This is a genomic window from Peptoanaerobacter stomatis (assembly GCF_000238095.2).
GTDB lineage: Bacteria > Bacillota > Clostridia > Peptostreptococcales > Filifactoraceae > Peptoanaerobacter > Peptoanaerobacter stomatis_A.
In genome coordinates, this window is record NZ_JH815225.1 from 50547 (window position 1) to 70648 (window position 20102).

General features: G+C 29.6%; 19 protein-coding genes. 15 read left to right on the top strand and 4 right to left on the bottom strand.

What is annotated here, in order from left to right; genetic code table 11:
- Positions 1-173 precede the first annotated feature (173 nt).
- On the top strand, positions 174-1412 hold the full coding sequence (locus HMPREF9630_RS00190; protein ID WP_009526528.1) for a shikimate kinase: 1239 nt from the start codon (positions 174-176) through the stop codon (positions 1410-1412).
- Positions 1393-1830, top strand: a complete 438-nt coding sequence (aroQ, locus tag HMPREF9630_RS00195) for a type II 3-dehydroquinate dehydratase (protein WP_009526529.1) — start codon at positions 1393-1395, stop codon at positions 1828-1830. Before HMPREF9630_RS00190 ends, aroQ begins: the two co-directional genes overlap by 20 nt.
- Before the next feature lie 209 nt (positions 1831-2039).
- Here the strand turns inward: aroQ and HMPREF9630_RS00200 are convergent, their stop codons facing one another.
- Positions 2040-2597, bottom strand: a complete 558-nt coding sequence (locus tag HMPREF9630_RS00200) for a DUF2179 domain-containing protein (RefSeq protein ID WP_009526530.1) — start codon at positions 2595-2597, stop codon at positions 2040-2042.
- A gap of 434 nt (positions 2598-3031) precedes the next feature.
- Here HMPREF9630_RS00200 and HMPREF9630_RS00205 point away from each other — a divergent pair, with 434 nt between their 5' ends.
- From HMPREF9630_RS00205 to HMPREF9630_RS00215, 3 genes are all read left to right on the top strand, one after another.
- Positions 3032-4102 (top strand): branched-chain amino acid aminotransferase, encoded by a 1071-nt coding sequence (locus tag HMPREF9630_RS00205; protein WP_009526531.1) that lies wholly within the window; start codon positions 3032-3034, stop codon positions 4100-4102.
- A gap of 33 nt (positions 4103-4135) precedes the next feature.
- A complete protein-coding gene (locus HMPREF9630_RS00210) occupies positions 4136-5167 on the top strand; it encodes a nucleoid-associated protein (RefSeq protein WP_009526532.1) in 1032 nt (343 codons plus the stop codon).
- Positions 5168-5352: 185 nt separating this feature from the next.
- A complete protein-coding gene (locus HMPREF9630_RS00215; RefSeq protein ID WP_242822847.1) occupies positions 5353-5706 on the top strand; it encodes a hypothetical protein in 354 nt (117 codons plus the stop codon).
- A 347-nt stretch (positions 5707-6053) separates the two neighbouring features.
- Here the strand turns inward: HMPREF9630_RS00215 and HMPREF9630_RS00220 are convergent, their stop codons facing one another.
- Positions 6054-6542, bottom strand: coding sequence for a PTS sugar transporter subunit IIA (locus tag HMPREF9630_RS00220; RefSeq protein ID WP_009526534.1), 489 nt, complete (start codon positions 6540-6542; stop codon positions 6054-6056).
- 531 nt (positions 6543-7073) lie between these two features.
- Between HMPREF9630_RS00220 and recD2 the strand changes: the two genes are divergently transcribed.
- The 10 genes from recD2 to HMPREF9630_RS00270 all read left to right on the top strand — a co-directional run bounded on the left by recD2 (position 7074) and on the right by HMPREF9630_RS00270 (position 17140).
- Positions 7074-9299, top strand: coding sequence for an SF1B family DNA helicase RecD2 (gene recD2 / locus HMPREF9630_RS00225; RefSeq protein WP_009526535.1), 2226 nt, complete (start codon positions 7074-7076; stop codon positions 9297-9299).
- Positions 9300-9343: 44 nt separating this feature from the next.
- On the top strand, positions 9344-10012 hold the full coding sequence (locus HMPREF9630_RS00230) for a ComF family protein (protein ID WP_009526536.1): 669 nt from the start codon (positions 9344-9346) through the stop codon (positions 10010-10012).
- Positions 10013-10228: 216 nt separating this feature from the next.
- Positions 10229-10621, top strand: a complete 393-nt coding sequence (locus HMPREF9630_RS00235) for a flagellar protein (RefSeq protein ID WP_009526537.1) — start codon at positions 10229-10231, stop codon at positions 10619-10621.
- A 155-nt stretch (positions 10622-10776) separates the two neighbouring features.
- The gene (gene flgM, locus HMPREF9630_RS00240) at positions 10777-11052 is read left to right on the top strand and encodes a flagellar biosynthesis anti-sigma factor FlgM (protein ID WP_009526538.1); all 276 of its coding nucleotides are present in this window, start codon (positions 10777-10779) and stop codon (positions 11050-11052) included.
- A gap of 82 nt (positions 11053-11134) precedes the next feature.
- On the top strand, positions 11135-11638 hold the full coding sequence (locus HMPREF9630_RS00245; protein WP_009526539.1) for a flagellar protein FlgN: 504 nt from the start codon (positions 11135-11137) through the stop codon (positions 11636-11638).
- A gap of 26 nt (positions 11639-11664) precedes the next feature.
- Complete coding sequence (gene flgK / locus HMPREF9630_RS00250; RefSeq protein ID WP_009526540.1) at positions 11665-13233, top strand: flagellar hook-associated protein FlgK; 1569 nt, start codon at positions 11665-11667, stop codon at positions 13231-13233.
- Between the two features lie 19 nt (positions 13234-13252).
- On the top strand, positions 13253-16159 hold the full coding sequence (locus HMPREF9630_RS00255) for a flagellin N-terminal helical domain-containing protein (protein ID WP_009526541.1): 2907 nt from the start codon (positions 13253-13255) through the stop codon (positions 16157-16159).
- An 83-nt stretch (positions 16160-16242) separates the two neighbouring features.
- Positions 16243-16443 (top strand): hypothetical protein, encoded by a 201-nt coding sequence (locus HMPREF9630_RS00260; protein WP_009526542.1) that lies wholly within the window; start codon positions 16243-16245, stop codon positions 16441-16443.
- Between the two features lie 29 nt (positions 16444-16472).
- Positions 16473-16898, top strand: coding sequence for a flagellar assembly protein FliW (gene fliW / locus HMPREF9630_RS00265; protein ID WP_009526543.1), 426 nt, complete (start codon positions 16473-16475; stop codon positions 16896-16898).
- A complete protein-coding gene (locus tag HMPREF9630_RS00270; protein ID WP_009526544.1) occupies positions 16898-17140 on the top strand; it encodes a carbon storage regulator in 243 nt (80 codons plus the stop codon). The genes fliW and HMPREF9630_RS00270 overlap by 1 nt, the downstream gene beginning before the upstream one ends.
- Before the next feature lie 49 nt (positions 17141-17189).
- Here the strand turns inward: HMPREF9630_RS00270 and HMPREF9630_RS00275 are convergent, their stop codons facing one another.
- A complete protein-coding gene (locus HMPREF9630_RS00275; protein WP_009526545.1) occupies positions 17190-19718 on the bottom strand; it encodes a ribonucleoside-diphosphate reductase subunit alpha in 2529 nt (842 codons plus the stop codon).
- Between the two features lie 109 nt (positions 19719-19827).
- Positions 19828-20097, bottom strand: coding sequence for a metal-sensing transcriptional repressor (locus tag HMPREF9630_RS00280; RefSeq protein ID WP_009526546.1), 270 nt, complete (start codon positions 20095-20097; stop codon positions 19828-19830).
- Positions 20098-20102: the final 5 nt, after the last annotated feature.

The following is a 20102-nucleotide window of genomic DNA, read 5'->3' on the forward strand; positions in this document are numbered from 1 at the left end:
TATTTTTTATTGAGTTGAATATATTATAAATTCAATTCATAATATATAAAATTTCACAACAATTATTTTTTAATTTATTACACTATTATTTAATAAAAACAGATAATTTTTAATATACCGAGCATATTCTAATTTAGATGATTCAGTAGTATATGATAAATTTGAGGAGTTTTATGATTGAATACGGTCTTTTAGGGAAAAGTCTTACACACAGCTTTTCAAAATCAATACATAGTCAAATTGACGATTATGATTATACATTTATAGAAAAACAGGAGCAAGACGCAAAAGAATTTATAAAGTCAAGAGAGTTTAAAGGAATTAATGTTACAATGCCGTATAAAAAGACAGTTTTGGAGTTTTGTGACGAATTATCTAATACAGCGAAAAAAATAGGATGTATAAATACACTGATAAATAAAAATGGCAAGCTGTGTGGATATAATACGGATTATTATGGAATTATAAGGATGATTGAAAAGTCACAAATAGATATAAAAGATAAAAAAGTATTGATATTAGGCAGTGGTGCTACATCTGATACGGCGAGAGAAGCAGCTGAATACCTTGGGGCATCAAAAATAACATTTGTCTCAAGAAAAGGAAATATAAAATTTGATGATTATGATAAGTTTTACGATAGCGAAATAATTATTAACTGTACACCTGTAGGGATGTACCCCAATAATTTAAAAATTCTTGTAGATATAGAAAAATTTAACAATTTGCAGGGTGTATGTGATGTCATATATAATCCTGTCAAAACAAGGCTTTTGATAGAAGCTGAAAAAAAAGGAATTAAAACATCAAATGGACTTATAATGCTTGTTGCACAAGCTGTTAAAGCGGCGGAATTGTTTACAGGTAAGAAATATGATGCGAACATTGAAGATAAAATCATAGAAAATTTGAAAAAAAATATATCCAATATAGTGATAATAGGTATGCCGGGAAGCGGTAAAACAACAATAGGCAAGGAAATATCAAAAATATCGGGCAAAAAATCGGTAGATATAGATGAAATAATAGAAAGAGAAACAGGAAAAGATATATCTCAGATATTTAGAGATTATGGAGAAGAATATTTCCGACAAAAAGAAAAAGAAGTAATATCAAGAATAGGTAAAGAGAATAATCAAATAATATCTACGGGTGGAGGAAGCATACTTGATTATGAAAATTATCTGTCGCTCAAACAAAATTCAAGAATATATTATATAAAAAGACCACTCGATAAATTGGCTGTTGATGGCAGACCTTTATCATCAGGCGGTATAAATGCATTGGAAAAATTGTATGAGCAAAGACATAGTTTATACGAAGATTTTGCAGATTTTGAAATAGATAATGATAATATAGAACGCACATCAGCTGATATTTGGAGGGAATTTAATGAAAATTTTAGTGCTTAACGGTGTCAATATGAATATGTTGGGAATAAGAGAAAAAGGTATATATGGGCATGAAACATTTGAAGAGTTGGAAAAGAAAGTTATAGAAAAAGGGAAATCATTGGGTATAGAAGTAATATCCTGTCAGAGCAATTATGAGGGAGAATTGGTTGAAAAAATACAACAAGCCTATGAAACTATGGACGGTATAGTAATAAATCCCGGAGCATATACTCATACTTCTATAGCATTATTAGACGCATTAAAAGCGGTACAATTACCTGCAGTAGAAGTACATATATCAAATATAGATGAAAGGGAAGATTTCAGAAAAATATCATATATAGGGACGTATTGTGAAAAAAGAATATATGGCAAAGGAATAGCAGGATATGAAGAAGCAATAGAATATTTATACAATAAACTTGCTAAAAAATGACTGAAAATAATTTGATATATCCTATACTAAAAATCCAATAGACGATAGAAAAATAGTGTTTTGTAAATTTAATAAAATACAATAGTGTCTATAGAATTATTAATATAAATTATCCATTATTCTATTGGAAATTAGCATTAAATAACGTTAAGTATAAGTAATATATTAAAAAAATACAATACAGAAATTTATCCGTATTGTATTTTTTCTTATCTTTTCAGTTTTCTTAGCAAATTATTTTTTTTATTGACATTGTGGTATCCTCCAGCATATGAAGTTATATCATTGGTAGATACAAATGCTTTTATTTCTTTTGCTTTTATATAGTCGTATATATTGCCTATTTGCTTTCTTTTCAAGTTTATCATAAGCATTATTCTTTCTCCGTCTTTACCTTCTCCCCTGAAAACAGTAACACCATAACCCATGCCTCTCAAATCATCTACTACACTATATTGCGAACTTGGCAATACTATTCTCATCTGTGCATCTCCAAAAGCTAAAAAGCTTTCTATTTTTGAGCCTATAAAATTACCTGCGGCATATCCGAGTGCATAGGATATGAGATAAAACGGATTGTCAAGTGAGTTTACTACTTTTCCAAGTACAATTATGTATATAGTTACTTCAAAAAAACCCATAAAAGCAGCTAATTTGGACATACCCTTGGTAAGCAGTATTGTTCTTATGGACATGAAAGTGACATCAGAGATTCTTGCCAAAAATATGAAAAGACACATAAAAAACATATCTATATTAAATTCCATAAAATTCTCCTAATAAAATTATTTTTTTAATTTGTTAAACACAGTATATACGAGTTTTTTATAAATTTCAATATTTTCTTTGATATAAACATTTAGTTTTTTGAAGTTTGTACTTTATATACAATTAGAAAATTTATAGTTACAAAACAGTTTATTTTTGTTTGCTAAGTTTATTGTTAAAACAAGTCTCTTGTGGTATAATTAAAAAATATTTTTATATGCCGTATTAATTTTTTTAATAGATGATATTTCAAAAAATATTAATGTATAAATATATAATAATTATGCTGTTATCTGATAATTATTTCAGTTATTTTAATAAATTTCAACATTCAAAAGGTATATAATTATGAACAACAGCGAATCAATTTTATGAGTTATTAATATTATTTAATCTGAATTTATATAAGTTTTTTAAAAAGGAGTAGTTTATTATGCAAGATATAAGAATTGAACTTACACAAAATCCTACGAATTTACCTGAAGATGAGTCTACACTCGGTTTTGGAAAAAGATTTTCGGATCATATGTTTGTCATGGATTACACTGTGGAAAAAGGTTGGTTCGATCCGAGAATAGTACCTTATGCACCTATAAGTTTATATCCGTCTACGATGTGCTTTCATTATGGACAGACTACATTTGAAGGTTTGAAGGCATATAGAACTGAAAAAAATGAGATATTGCTTTTCAGACCTCAGCAAAATTTTAAAAGACTTAACATTTCTGATGACAGACTTTGCATACCTAAGCTTGATGAAGAATTTTGTTTGGAGGCGTTAAAAAAATTAATACAAATAGATGAAAAATTTGTGCCTCATTCAAAAGGTACAAGTCTTTATATAAGACCTTTCATTATTGCTACTGAACCACAACTCGGTGCGAATTCAAGTACACAATATAAATTTATTATAATAACAAGTCCGAGCGGAGTTTATTATTCAAGTGGACTTAATCCTGTGAAAATATATGTAGAAGATAATTATGTGCGTGCTGTTCGTGGTGGAATGGGTATGGCTAAAACAGGAGGAAATTATGCTGTAAGCCTTAAATCACAAGTTAATGCACATAATAACGATTATTCACAAGTATTGTGGTTAGACGGAGTGGAAAGAAAATATATTGAAGAAGTTGGAGCTATGAATATATTTTTTGTAATAGGAGATGAAGTTGTTACACCTGAAATAAACGGAAGTATATTGGATGGTATAACAAGAAAATCGATGGTAGAACTTCTAAAAAAAGAAGGCAAAAAAGTGAGTGAGAGAAGAATATCTATACAAGAAGTGGAAGACGCTTATGAAAACGGAGAATTGAAAGAAGTGTTCGGTACAGGTACGGCAGCTGTAATAAGCCCTGTTGGTGTACTTAAATATAAAGATAAAGTAATGACTATAAATGATAATAAAATAGGTGAAATTTCAAAACATCTTTATGATACGTTAACAGGTATACAAAGAGGGGAAATAGAAGATAAATTTGGTTGGACACTAAAAGTTTGTTAATATAGTTATAAATTAAATAAGGATATAATAAATATGTTTGAACTTTCGAAGATGGAATTAATAGGTGCATATTTATGTGAACTCAATTCCAACATGGATGCACCGCTTATATCTAATTATGATGTAGAACAAGATGATGATATAACAATAACGTTTATAGAAAACACCATATACAATCTCTATTCATCTAAAGATATGAAATGGGCAAGATTTATAGAGGATGAAGAGCAGTGTAGTAAGGCATATAAAGATATATTGCAGTTGAGCGAAAATTTATCAGATTTCAAGATTAAAAGTAAGAATATTATAGACGAGTATTTTAAAATAATTACAGATAATGTACCGGTTCCCTCCGGAGATTTAATAATAGTTCTTTTTGAGATGGAAAAACAGCCATATTTAGGAATATTTAAGTATAATCACAAAACTATGCTCGTATCACAAGTTGATAAATTAAATGACACAAATAATATCTATATATCACAAAAATCTTCATTATTCACTACAAATAAGCATAAGGCTGATGAAGGTTTTATAATAAACCTGATAAGTTTTGATATAGCACTGGTAGATAAAAAGTATGAGATAAATGCAGAAAAAAGCAATATATTACAAGATAATATATTGCTTTTGCAAACGAGCCGTTCAGAAAAAGAAAAATTGGATATATTCAATAAAGTTACAAAAAATTTGGAAGACAAGTATATAGGCGATGATATAGAAAAAAAAGCAAAAATAAAAAAAGCTGTAAAAGATACAGTTCTTGATGAAGGTGTTATAAGCGTAGATTCTGTTATGCAAAAAGCGTTTGAAGAAACTGAGCAACTCAAAAAAATATATGAAAATACATTGGAAAAATCAGGGATACAAAGAAGAGAAAAGATAGAAGTACCTGAAAGACTACTCAAAACAAAATTTCAAAGGCAGAAGATAACAACAGAAACGGGTATAGAAATAAATGTGCCTATAGATTATTACGGTGATGATTCAAAGATAGAATTTGTGCCGGATGATAACGGAACTATATCAATAGTTATAAAAAATGTAAAAAATATAACCACTTAAATAATAAATTTTTACTATAAAAATTAAAAATTCTACTTGAAAAAAAGTTTTTTTTATGAGATAATACAAAAACAGTTAAGGAAAATTTAAGGTTTGATTATATTTTTCAAAATTGTAAAAAATATTTTATTACTTAATAAAATTTTACAGAAAAACTGAGAATTATGTTAAATTTTAATGAGGAGGTGTATATTTTGCAAGAATGGATATCTTGGTTTTTATTAATATCGTTGATGATTTTATTAATGGGTGCTTTTATCAATGTATATAGTGGCTTTTTTTCAAATGTCATACTTGCGGTAGAAGATGATATACATCTCTCTAAGAATGTGGTAGAAAAACAACATGTGCAAGACAATAGAAAAAAAATGTCAGGAGATATGAGTAGCATATCAAAAACAAGAAAAAGCAATATACAAAAGCACACTTCAAGAAAAAATGGTGTATCTTATAAAGGTAGAAATGATTCATCTACAACATATAAGCATAAATACACAAGCTATAAAGAATATAAAAAATATAATAGCGTATCAAGATAGAGATATTGTCAAAAGACAGTATCTTTTTTTTGCATAAAAAGAGTTTTATTGATTAATATTGTAGTGTTATTATCTGATAAACATATGTTTTTTAATACTAAACTTCTATAAAATAACAGTGCAAAATAGAAAAATAAGATATAATACTCTTCAAAAAAGATATGCTAAAAAGTATAACTTTAAGAGATTTGAACATGGTGTCTATTTGTGGCAATATTAGTATAAATGCTATTATAGACTATAAAATTTGTTGCAAAAAAAACACTAATAAAAAGTGTAATAATTATAATGCACTTTTTATTAATGTTTAGTATTATTTTTTCACATACATATAAAACTGTATTTTTTTATTTAAATGCTATTACAGAAATCTCATTTGCTTTTACTTCGGTACCTTCAGTTACCAATTGTTCTGACGGAAAATCATCGCTATTTGTTATGATCAATATAGTATCTGTTTTATATCCTTTGCTTTTTATATTATCTACATCACATACTACCAATAAATCTCCGGCTTTTACTTTTTGACCTTGTTCAACTTTTAAGTCAAATCCGTCGCCTTCCATTTGTACCGTATCTATACCTATATGGATAAGTACTTCTGCACCGTCATCGGTATTAATACCGAATGCGTGTCCTGTTGGGAAAACTGATGATAATTCACCGCTTACAGGTGCATAAAAATTATTAGATTTAGGAACTATTGCGAGACCTTCGCCTAAAAATCCTTTTGAGAATACTTCATCTTCCACATTTTTTAAATCTTTTATTATTCCGTCAACAACAGCTTTCAGTTCAACTTTTTCTTTTTTCTTTCCAAAACCGAATAATCCCATATTATCCTCCTGATATAAAATAAAAAAATATGTTACTATGATTTAAAAAAACAGGTGTGTTTACAATAGATGTCGCATTTTAAAAATTTGTGTGTAAATAAATTTAATATATGATGTATTATAGCAAGTTTTATTTAAAATTTCAATATTTAATTGGGAGTTTAAGATTTGCAAATAATATTAATATTTTTTATGTTTTTAACTTTTAAGGAAGCCTGAGTAATAAATTTTTTGTTGATTTTTAGCACTATTTATTATAAAATAATACTATTATCTAATTTAAAATAGATATTTTTTAATATAATGCTCAAATATATTTTGCTTGTGGAAATTTTTTTATAAATGTATTCAGATATTTATAAAAGTCTTAGAAATCTTGCTTGCAAAACAATTTGAGCATATCTTAATTTATATAGAGTTTATAATAAATTGATAAAACACAAATATATTTGAATTATAATAAATTTTTTTTGCAAAACGATTTAATGTTTTAAATACAAAAATTATGTCATATGGAAAGGAGGGTATGAGTTGGAGGAAAAAATATCCGGAAAGGTAGTAGATATAAGATATACTTCATTTGATGGTGAATATACAGTTGCAACTGTAAGACTTGGAGACAAAAGTGAAGTTGTAGTGACAGGACCGATTGCTGCTGTTGATATTGGAGATAATATAGAAATAACAGGCGAATATGTAACACATAGAATATATGGGGAGCAATTCAAAGTAAATTCTTTTATTCCACTAAAACCTGACGATGAGCAAGGAATATATGAATTCTTAGCTTCAGGAGTAATAGAAGGTATAGGAGAAAAATTTGCAAGGCGGATAATGCAGGTTTTTGGAGATAAAACCTTAGATATAATAGAAAAAACACCTGAAAGATTGCTCGAAATAGAGGGCATAGGCAGTAAAAAATTAGATAAAATAATAACGTCATATAACGAAAAAATGATGTTGAAAAATATAATAATACAACTTGCAAAATATGATTTGTCCACGACTTTAAGCATAAAAATATATAACACATACAATGAAAATACTCTGAAGATACTCTCCAACAACCCATATAGGCTTTGTGATGATATAAAGGGAATTGGATTTAAAAAAGCTGATGAAATTGCAAAAAAAATGGGAGTAGCCCTTGATTCCACCGAAAGAAAGATACAAGCTATAATTTATTCACTTACTCAATCTACATATGAAGGACATACATACACTACGTTTTTTAAGTTAAAAAGTGATATGAAAGAGCTTATAGATTTTGATGATGAAGATGAGATATTATCAATAGCCTACGATTTATATGCAAAAAAACAAATAATAATTGATGGTATAGAAAAAGATGATATGAAGATTTTTCTATACAGATATGCACTTGCAGAAACTACTGTGGCATCAAAACTCATAGAACTTGCCACATATCAGGACAAAAAAATAGATGAAAAAAAATTGGACGAATTGATACAAGAACAAATAAAATACAGCAATATAGATTTTTCGCAGGAACAGATAAAAAGTGTAAAAATGGCTGTAAACAACAATATATTGATAATAACCGGAGGACCGGGTACCGGAAAGACGACTACTCTTTCGTTTATAATAGAAATATTTGAAAGAATAGGGAAAAAAGTAAAACTGTGTGCGCCTACAGGAAAAGCATCAAAACGTATGGCTCAAGCTACCAATAAAGATGCAAGTACAATACACAGATTGCTTGAAATGAATTACAGCAGTGATGATATGCAGGAGCATTTTTTGAAAAATGAAGATGAACCTATAAAAGCAGATGTGATTATAGTAGATGAAACCTCTATGGTAGATATATTGCTTATGCAAAGTCTTTTATTAGCTATAAAAAACGGCACACATTTGATACTTGTTGGAGATAAAGACCAGTTGCCTTCAGTGGGAGCAGGTAATGTATTGAAAGATATAATAAACTGCGAAATAATACCTTGTATAAAACTCAACAAGATTTTCAGACAAGCCATGAAAAGTCATATAATAGTCAATGCGCATAGGATAAATGAAGGTAAAATGCCACTTACAAATGATAAAGACAATGACTTTTTTATAATGAACAGAAATGATAAAAATTCTATTGAAAAACTTATAGTAGAACTCATTACTCAGCGTTTACCCAAGTATTATGATATAACACCTAAAGACATTCAAATAATAACGCCAATGAAAAAAAGAGAAATAGGTACGCAAAATTTGAATAAATTACTTCAAGAAGCATTAAATCCAAAAGATCCTGTAAAAAACGAATATAAGACACAATTTAAAATATATAGAGAAAATGACAGAGTGATACATATAAAAAATAATTATGAAAAACAATGGATAAGCGACAAAGAAGAAGGTAGCGGAGTTTTTAACGGAGATACAGGAACTATAGAAAGTGTGAATTTGAGAGAGAAGTTTTTAACAGTAAATTTTGACGACGGGAAAAAAGCGACATATGATTTTGATGAATTGGATGAATTGGAACATTCCTTTGCACTTACAGTGCATAAATCACAAGGCTCGGAATATCCCTGTGTGATATTGCCTATACATTCCGTTGCTCCTATGCTGATGACAAGAAAGATATTGTATACGGCTATAACAAGAGCAAAAAAATTGCTCATAATAATATCCAGCAATTCTAATATCAAAAAAATGGTAGATAATATATACGAAGAAGAACGAAATTCAACACTTATGCAGAAGTTGAAAATGTTTAAAGATTACAAGATGCTGGACTGAAACATATCTATATTAAAACTAAAAATATATCGTAAAGGTGAGATATGGAGCTGATATTTCCTAAAAATATATATTGTATAAACTGTGATAAACCGATAAGCAGGCAAAATACACTATCTTTGTGTAATAAGTGCTATCAAAATATAAAATTTTTGTATGATAAAAATGTCAGCTATGATAAAGAAGTTATAGAATTGTTGAAAAGTAAATATATAGATGACATAAAAATAGCTACGATATATGATGAAGTTATGAAAAATCTCATCCACAAGATAAAGTATTCTCAAAAGACGTATTTGGCAAGATATTTTGCAAGCATATTATACGATCTTATATGTAAAAATAATATAGATTTTGATTTCATATCATCAGTTCCAATACACAAAAAAAGACTCATGCAACGAGGATATAATCAAGTGGATTTAATAGTAAAACATTTGAGCAAATTTACAAAAAAACCACAAATATTAGTATCAAAAAGAATAAAAGAAACAAAAGATATGTATACTCTTCATCTGAAAGAGAGAAATGAAGAGATGAAAGACGCATTTGAAAGCGAATATGATGAAAAGTTGTCGGGTAAGACCTTGTTAATAGTCGATGATATACTAACTACAGGTGCAACAGCATTAAATCTTTGCAAATCTATAAAAAATAAAAATGCAAAAACAAAGATAAAAATCATATTTTTATCACGAGCGTCATTAAAATAAATTTGATATTATGCTTGACAATTACTTATAATAACGTATAAAATATATTTCATAAACATAAAATAGTTTGTTTACAAAATTATAAATTGAAGATATTTTGTATTTGTATTGAAAAAATTTTTTAATAAATTATTAAAAATATATCTATATTTTTTCTGATAGCTAAAAATACATAATTTATTAATTTAAATACGAATTTAAAAGGACTGATGAAAAATGGAATTAAAAAACTGTGTTGAATGTGGAAGAAGTTTTGCATCGAAACAAGGAGAGAAGCTTTGTAAAAGATGTATGGAAAAAAAAATAGATGAAGATTTCAAAATAGTAAGAGAATATCTATATTCACATCCGGGAGCAGATATAAAGGATGTTTCGGAAGCAACAGGAGTAGATGAAAAAATAATATTCAAGCTGTTAAGAGAAGAAAGATTGGAAGTTGTAGAAGAAGAAAATAATCTTTTAAGATGCAAAAGCTGTGGAAAATCAATAAGATCAGGCAGATTATGTGAAGCATGCAAGAAATTGGAGTTTGCAAAAGAACTGAAACTTGCAGGAGAAGATTTGAAACGAGATATGGATAAAAAGATAGGATATTATTCAAGAGACTAATTAAAAAAATCTATGAGTTAGCTTTATTTATACTAACTTATAGATTTTTTGCTTTTATTGTAAAATTTAGATAAATTTATATTAATAATATAAAAAATTATTAAGTTTTTACTTAAAATGGCGATATAAATTATATAAATGAAGGAGGAATTGCTATGAAGATAAATAACACATCTCCGGTGAGCGGATTATATAACAACTACAAAAAGGTAACAAAAAAAAGCAATAATTATGAGATAAATAAAAATTTTGATATAGAAATATCACAAACAGGAAAAGATTTTGCAACTGCTATGGAAAAGCTTAAAAGCGTAGAGCCTGTAAGAAAAGAAAAAGTGGAACATATAAAAAATGAAATAAAAAATGGAACATATGTGGTAGATTCGGTAAAAGTAGCCAGAGCCATGTTGTTAGGCGAAGTGAATTATTAATATTATAAACATCATATAATAACCCTCTCCATAAAAATGAGGGCTATTTTTTGTAACGAACTTATAAATTTGCGAGGTAATTATGAATAATCAAGAATATGAAGATATATTGCAAACATTTAAAAGACAATTGGAACTTACAAAAGAGTTAATAAAGACGGCAGATTTTAAGTTTGATGCTATAAAAAATAATGATACGGACTCTTTAATGGATTTGACAAATAAGGAAGAACAATTTGCAAGAGAGATTATACAACTTGAAAAAAAGAGAGATGTTTATATAAAGAAGCTTGAAAAAGAGAAGAATGAAAAAATAACTCATATAAGTCAGGTTATAGGTGAATTATCGCTTGATATGTCAGTATCTTTAGCACTTTTGGCAGAAGAACTGAAATATAATCTTGAGATACTGCAAGAAAAAAATAATATAAACCAAGATATGATTGTATTCGTTTTAGAGCAGATAGAGATAGCCAATAATCTTATAAGAGGAGATAGAGTACCAAATACTTATAAAAATACAAAATTTAATAAAAAAACATATAGCAATACTGAACAAGATTCATATTTTGACATAAAGTATTAAAATATTAAAAATAAAGGGAGTTTATTATGAGATCAACTTTTTCCGGTTTCGGTACAGCAATCTCAGGATTGTTTGCAGCACAACGAGCATTAGATGTAATAGGTCATAATATAGCTAATGAAAATACACCGGGATATACGAGACAAAGAGCTACACAAGTTACGTCAAATCCTACTAAAGTTGATAACGGGAAATGGCTTGGCACAGGTGTAACAATGCAGCATATACAACAAATAAGAGATGAGTTGTTAGATATAAAATATCGTTCCGAAATGACTAAAAAAGGTTATTGGTCAGAAAAGAATATATCGTTAAAGCAAGTTGAAGATATATTTGGAGAACCTAACGGCAATGGGGTTACAAAGGCATTAAATGACCTGTTCAAATCCATGGATGACGTTATAAAACATTCAGATGACCCTACTGCAAAAGCCAATTTCATACAGACGGCTCTTACATTTACAAGATATGTAAATAGAGCTATACACAGTTTTGAGCAGTTGATATCAGATACGGATGAAGAGGTAAATTCATTAGTAACACAAATAAATACAAAGACAAAACAAATAGCTGCACTTAATAAAAACATATTGGAAGCTGAATCTGAAGGTGGAAAAGCCAATGACCTCAGAGATAAAAGAAATATACTTTTAGATGAACTTTCAGAAATGGCTAATGTAAGAATTAACAAATCAGTTTTTACAAATAAAGCAGGGCAAAAGATAGAAAAACTTCAACTCGAAATGGACGGTACATTGTTGGTAGATCATGATAAATCAGTGGATATAAAGACTACGTCCAATCAACATCATCCTTTATATGAAACTTCTCAAAAAAATAATATACCTCCAAGTGAAGATTTAAAAAATGTTAAAGTTACTAAACTTACATGGCCTGATCATAGAAAGTTGGATATGAATACAGTTGGAGGAAGATTAGGTTCATTGTTGCAACAAAGAGACAGCTTCGGGGATCCTTCTATGGGGAACACTATAAAAGGTATACCATATTATGTAAGAGCATTAAATGAGTTTGTAAAATCATTTGCAGGAGAAGCTAACAGAATACACAAACAAGGTGTTGATTCTAACGGAGATAAGGGACTTGATCTGTTCACAATATCAGGAACATCAGATCAAATAGATGCAAGAAATATAACAGTAAATCCGGATATAGTAAATGCTATAAATAAGCTTGCCATAGGTGCAGGCAAATCAGAAAGTGATACTAAAAACTTTCAGGATTTATATGATATCAGAAACGGCGAGTTAAGATTAACTATAAAACAAAACGTAAACGGTAAATTTAAGACATTGGATCTTGGAAAAGGAAATCCGGAAGATATAATAAAATCCATGATAACTTCAGTGTTAGGAGTAGATGCAAAAGAGGCGAAGGACACATATTCAAGCCAGACTACTTTGGCTTTACAAGCTGATATGAATAGAATGTCAGTATCAGGAGTAAGTGAAAATGAAGAACTTACAAATATGGTTAAATATCAGCACGCTTATAATGCGTCAGCAAGGATGATAACAACAATAGATGAAATGATAGATGTAATAATAAACAGAATGGGTAGAGTAGGATTATAGATGTAGAAAGGATAGGCATATGATAAGAATAACACAGTCGATGCAAATAGCCAGAACATTATTGGACCAAAATCTTAATTTGCAGAGAATGAATGATTACAGCAATGATATGTCCTCAAGAACAAATCTTCACAGACCGTCGGACGATCCTTTAAGAGTGGCGAGAACGATGCGTCTTACGACAGAGTTACGAGTAAATGAAACATATAAACAGGATTTGCAAGCAGCACATTCGTGGACATCAAAAACAGATGTTACATTAAATACATTGTCCGACATAATAAAAAGAGTTAGAGAACTTACTGTACAGGCTGCATCAGGAGAGAAAACTCAAGAAGACAAGCAAAAAATAATGCAAGAAATAAAACAATTAAAAAAAGCAGCAACAGAATTGGCTAATGATGATTATATGGGAAGATATCAGTTTTCAGGATATAAAACTAATCATAAGTTTGTGGATGAAAAAGGGAAATATAATCAAGAGCTTGATTTAGCAGGTCTTAAATACGAAAAAATAAACTACAATATAGGTGTAGGACAAAAGACAGATATCAATTTTACAGGAGTGGAAGTTTTCGGTAATGAGAATTTCACTACTAAAACAAGAGCTGTAGAAGCCATACCTTTTACTGATGAACCGCAGTCAGTATTAGGCGCTAAAATGAAAGTGAAATTACAAAAATATAAAAAACCTAAAGATTATTATGATAAAAATACTGCAAATTTGAACACTCAAGCAGGTGCGGAAGCAGAAGACAAAGAAAATGACAAAGTAGAAGAAAAATACGAAAAAACAACAAAACTTACTGATTTAGATGGAAATGAAATAGATTTAGGAGAAGTAAGCTTTTACGGAAGTTACAAAAAAGGCGATATAAATGCAATTGTTGAAGATTTAAATAAATCACTCAGAGCACAAATAGCAAAAAAAGCAAAAGAAATGTATCCGTCTAATCCTACTAAAGAAGCAGAAATTAGAAAAGAGCTTGAACAATCAGTACAATTTGTAAATGATGACGGAAAAATCTCTATGGTTACAGATAAAGATTATGCCGGAAAAATAGAAGCTGATAAATTAGCTTTAAAAGAGATACAAAAAACAAAAGAAACTTCTACACAGCCTACAATAAATAAAAATTCTGAACTTGGAGTTACATCAGGTCAATTAGTTTACACAGGTAATACTGTAAGGGCATATTTTAATTTTGATATGGAATTGACAGAATATAATAAGGATGCCAATGGAGATATCATAAATACAAGTCCTAAGACACCGACAATAAAACTTAAAGACATAACACTGTCAAAAGAATATGATAAAACAGGAAAAACCGATGAAGAAGTTGCAAAATTGATAGCAGCTGATTTACAAACTCAAATAAATGCTCAGCTTATGAAGAACGGTTTACCAACAGATACTGTAAAAGTTACTGTTGATCCTGCGACAAAACAACCAAGACTTATAGTAGATAGAGAATATGGAGTAAAACTTACCAATACATCAGGTGCTGCAAGTATAACATCAGCGACATCACCTGCAACACAAACATATAATCCTAATGCAAATCCGAGCAGTAATCCTGTCATTAATGAAACTGATTTTAATGTAACTACACCGACTGCAGGAGCAAGCTCTCTTGTAAATTTCAATTTTGGTTTAAAACTTACAGAATATAAACGTTATGGTCAAGCAGGCGGAGATGTTCTTATATCGAATCCTGGAGTAAATCCTGCAACACCGCCAACATCCGGAACACCGGGACATTTGGCGATAGGTGATACTAATTATCCGCCACAGATATTTGACCTTGGCAATATATCTCTTGTTAAGACTTATTCAGGTAAAAATGATGACGGTACAAATAAAACACCGAATGATATACTAAAAGAGATAGCTAAAGATTTACAAGCTAATATAAGTGAAAAAGCGGCATCTCATAAACCTCCGCTTGATACGAGCAAGATAAAAGTGGAAGTAAAAAATGGAAAACTGATGTTGCTTACAGACGGCAATATGAAAATGGAGATAACAAATACTGCGGGAACATTGACTCAAACCACATTTGACGATTCTCCAAAAACACCGAATCCGGATACAAAACCTGCAATGGATATAGATATACCGAATCCGGATCCGATGTCTGCAGGAACAGATCCGGCAGAATACTCAAAATATGATACTCACGTATATATGAATCTTAAAATGAATATACAGAGATATCAAAAAGATGAGAACGGAAATGCTACTACTAATAAAATATTGCCTAATATAGAAATAAATGACCTCACTATAAATAAGACATATAAAAGAGAAAAACCTGACGGTAGCGGAGTTTATACAGATGCAGAGATAAAAGAGCAAATAGCTAATGATATAAAAGCTAAAATAGAAGAAAAATTATCACAGATAAATCCTCCGCTTGATAAAAAGATGATAAATATATCATATGACGGAGCAGGAAAAGTAAAAATTGCTGTAAATCAAGATGTTTCTGTAACAGTGGAATCTGATAATCAAAAACCGTCTTCTATAGATTCAAGTGTAGGATATATGCCTCATAAAACTGCATATGAAGAGCCAACTCGTGAAATGATGCCGTTTTTTGAAATGATGGACAGACTTATGCAATTTATGGATGAAGGTAATTCAAAAGGCTTGTCAAGGATGTTGGATGTAGTCGATTATCATGCCAAAAATACTCAAAAGATTCAAGGTATTGGTGGCGGAAGAACTAATATGTATAATCTCATGTTGGAGAGAACTGAAGATGTGAAATTGAATTATAGTGAGTTATTGTCAGATACAAGAGATACAGATTATAATGAAACTTCTATGAAGATGATGGTGGCTCAATATGTATATAGAGCATCTCTGTCAGTTACAGCTAAGATAATACAACCGTCTCTTGTAGATTTTTTGAGATAATGCTAACAGTTTTTGTTTGAAATTTCTGAAAGTTTATAATATAATTAATATAAATTAAATTTATATTTTAGGAGGCTGTACAAATGCTTATAAAAGAAGTATTACAAAGAAGAGATCAACTTAAAGGTTATCTACATTCTTTATCAATAGCACAAAATTATTGTGAAAAACATATTGGTGATATAGTTATGATAGAAGACTTAAAAAGTATGTATAAAGAATTAGAAGTGGAATTCAAGCAAATAGATGAAAGTCTTAAACCTTTTGAGAATATGGATATGTAATATACTTCTAACTTTGATGAGGGGGAGTTATGAAAATAAACACAAATTATTATGGAGAGCTTGAAGTAAAAGATGAAGATATACTGACATTAAAAGACGGTATGCTCGGATATGAAGACCTTAACAGATTTATTTTAATAAAAGAAGACGATATATTTGTAGAATATTTACAGGCAATAGATGAATTAGTAGCATTTGCGGTAATGGATCCTTTTTTAGTAAACTCTGATTATAGCTTTGATGTGCCTGATAATGTTTTGAAGGCTTTGGATATAAAATCTGAAGAAGATGTAGTTATAAAGACGGTAGTAGTTATACCCGAAGATATAACTAAAATCAGAACGAATCTTCAAGCTCCGATAGTATTTAACAAGTCAAATAACAAAGGAATGCAAATAATCCTTGATGATTCATATCCTATAAGATATGAGTTCTTTGGCAAGGAGGAGAAATAATGCTTGTCTTAAAAAGAAAAGTAGGGGAGGCAATTCTCATAAATACTGATAGCGGAGATAAAATAGAGATAAAAATATCAGAAATATCAGATGGAAGAGTAAAATTAGGACTTGATGCCCCGAAGACAGTGTCTATACTTAGAAAAGAGGTAGTTGAAGAGGCAACACTTGAAAACAAGATGGCTACCCAAAATATATCTATTGACAAAGATAAACTTAAAGATTTATTAAATAATAAATAAAATTACGGCTATTATCAAAACTTTATTGATAATAGCCGTTTTTGGTTTTTTATGCACTGCAACTGTCGCAATCTTCTACTTCAAGTGATTTGCTTCTCACATAATACAGTGTTTTTACTTCTTCTTCATACGCTTTTATATACAAGTTTAAAATCATACTCATACTGTAATCGGTTGTTATATATAGGTTTACAGACTGTGATTGATCTATATGCCTTTGTCTTATGCCTGCAGATTTTATTACCCAGTTTTGATTTATTTCGTGTGCGTTTTCATATAGCCAAAAAGTTTTTGGTGTTAGAGATGGGGCTACTCTTGGAACAATCTGACCTTTTTTCTCCTCAAGATAATATCTTTTCATAACAGGATCTACAGCTGCTGTTGTTCCGGCTATTATTGATGTGGAGCCTGTAGGTGCTATAGCCATTATATATCCGTTTCTTAGTCCGTTTTCAGCTACTTGTTTTTTCAGCTCAAGCCATCTTGTGGAATTATAATTTCTTTTTTCAAAATAGTTTCCATTTTGCCAGTCGGAACCTTCAAAGAAAGAATATTTACCCTTTTCAATAGCAAGCTCGTTGCTGGCTTTTATTGCAAAATAGTTTATATTTTCATACAGTTCATCTACAAATTTCAGATGCTCATCGCTTTGAAAACTTATATCATTTTTCACAAGTGTGTGATGGTATCCGCTTGTACCCAATCCTATCGCACGATATTTTTTGTTTGTTATTTGTGTGTAAGAAAGCGGATAGTAGTTTAAATCTATTACATTATCAAGTGCTCGTATAACTGTTTTTATTACATCTTGCAGTTCATCTTTGTCATTTACGTCAATATTGCCTAATACGAGAGATGCCAAATTGCAAACAACAAAATCTCCGGGTTTTGTTGTTTCTACGACTATTTCTTCACCGTCAATAATTTGTATTGTCGTATCTATGCTTTCTATAGGACTCATATTTTGTGCAATTTCAGTACATAGATTGGAACAATAAATATTGCCTTTGTGGGAGTTAGGGTTGTATTTATTTACTATATCTCTGTTGAATATGAATGGAGTGCCTGTTTCTACAGAAGATTTTATTATTAGTCTTACCATATCTTTTACAGATATTACTCTTTTTTCTATTCTGCTGTCATCTATACATTCAAGATATTTTTTTGTCCATTCATCTCCAAAATAATCTTCAAGATCATAGCCTTTTGCATCTCTTATTTCATGAGGGCACATCATATACCAATTTGAATTTATATTTTCTTTGGCTTGTTTCCAAAAATAATTTGGAACGCATATTCCCGGAAATACATCATGAGCTTTCATTCTGTCATCGCCATTATTTGTTTTTAATTGTAAAAATTCAGGTATATCCTTATGCCATATATCAAGATATACACTGCAAGCACCTTGTCTTACGCCTAATTGGTCCACTGCTACGGCTGTATCGTTAGCTAATTTTATCCATCTTGAAACACCGCCTGCTATTCCTTTAAAGCCTCTTATATCTGAACCCATAGCACGCACTTTGCCGAAATATAATCCCATTCCTCCACCATGTTTTGAGACTTGTGCAAAATTCGTTATAGAACGATAAATTCCGTCTAAACTGTCAGGCACAGTATCTATAAAGCATGAAGATAATTGATGAAACGGCTTGCGAGCATTTGATATGGTAGGTGTAGCCATTGTAACTTTAAGCTTGCTCAGCATATCATATATTTTTTTAGCCCAGTAAATTTTATTTTCTTTTTCAGGTATAGCAAGATGCATAGCTATTCCCATAAACATCTCCTGCATATTTTCAAGGAGAACTCCGTCTGTATTTTTTATAAGATATCTTTTTGATAAAAGCTCTAAACCGCTGTAGTTAAAGAGATTGTTTCTATCATAATCAAGATATTTTTCAAGTGTGTCAATATCACTATCCGTGTAATTTTCTAAAATATATGAACCGTATAGATTTTTGCTTGACAGATATTTAATTTTGTCTTTAAAGCTGTAAATTTCGAGTTTTTCTGTTTCTCTTTTTATGGATGTATTTATTTGTAAAGCTAAAAATCTGCCGGCTATAAATTCCCATTTTGGGGCTTCTTTAGATGTCAGTTCACTTGAGGCTTTTATAAGTATGGATAAGTAGTCATCTTCATTCATATTATTTTTTGCAAATGATGAGAATTTTCCATATAGAAATGATAGATTATAATAATCTTCTTTGAAATCTTCCTGTATTTTTTTCATGGTTTTCAATATATCTTTATCTTTAAAATAAATTGAGAAGTCTTCAATTGTTTTTCGCATCGTATGATGAGATGCTCTATATAATATATACGATTTCACTACGGCATAATAACCTTTTTCTATGAGAGTTATTTCTACCAAATCTTGTACTTCTTCTACTGTTACAATGTGGTCTTTTGGAAATGTATTTATTATTTTACTTTCAACTATTGCAGCGATATTTGAAAGTTCTTCGTAATCTATCTCAATTCCTACGCTTATAAATGCTTTTTTTATTGCAATTTCGATTTTTTTTATATCGAAATCTACTTGTTCGCTACTGCGTTTAATTATTTTCAAAATTATTCTCCTAAAATCTATATATTGTATAAAAATAAAAAAATTCTCTATTACTATACCACATATAGTGTATAAAATAAAGAGAATTTTTGTATAAATTTAAATATATTTATTGAAGACCGCTTATTATTTTTACAATTTCACCTAATTTTTCGTCTATGTTTTCTTTGTTGCCTGTCTCTATGGCATTTGTTACACAGCCATTTAAATGTGCTTGTAATATATCTTTGTTTATAGATTTTAGGGCTGATGTCACTGCCATTAACTGTATTGATATATCAATACAGTATCTGTCTTTATCTACCATTCTTGAAACACCTTCTAATTGTCCCATAGCTATATTTAGTTTTTTTCGTATTTTTTTATAGTCGGCTTGCATTTTAT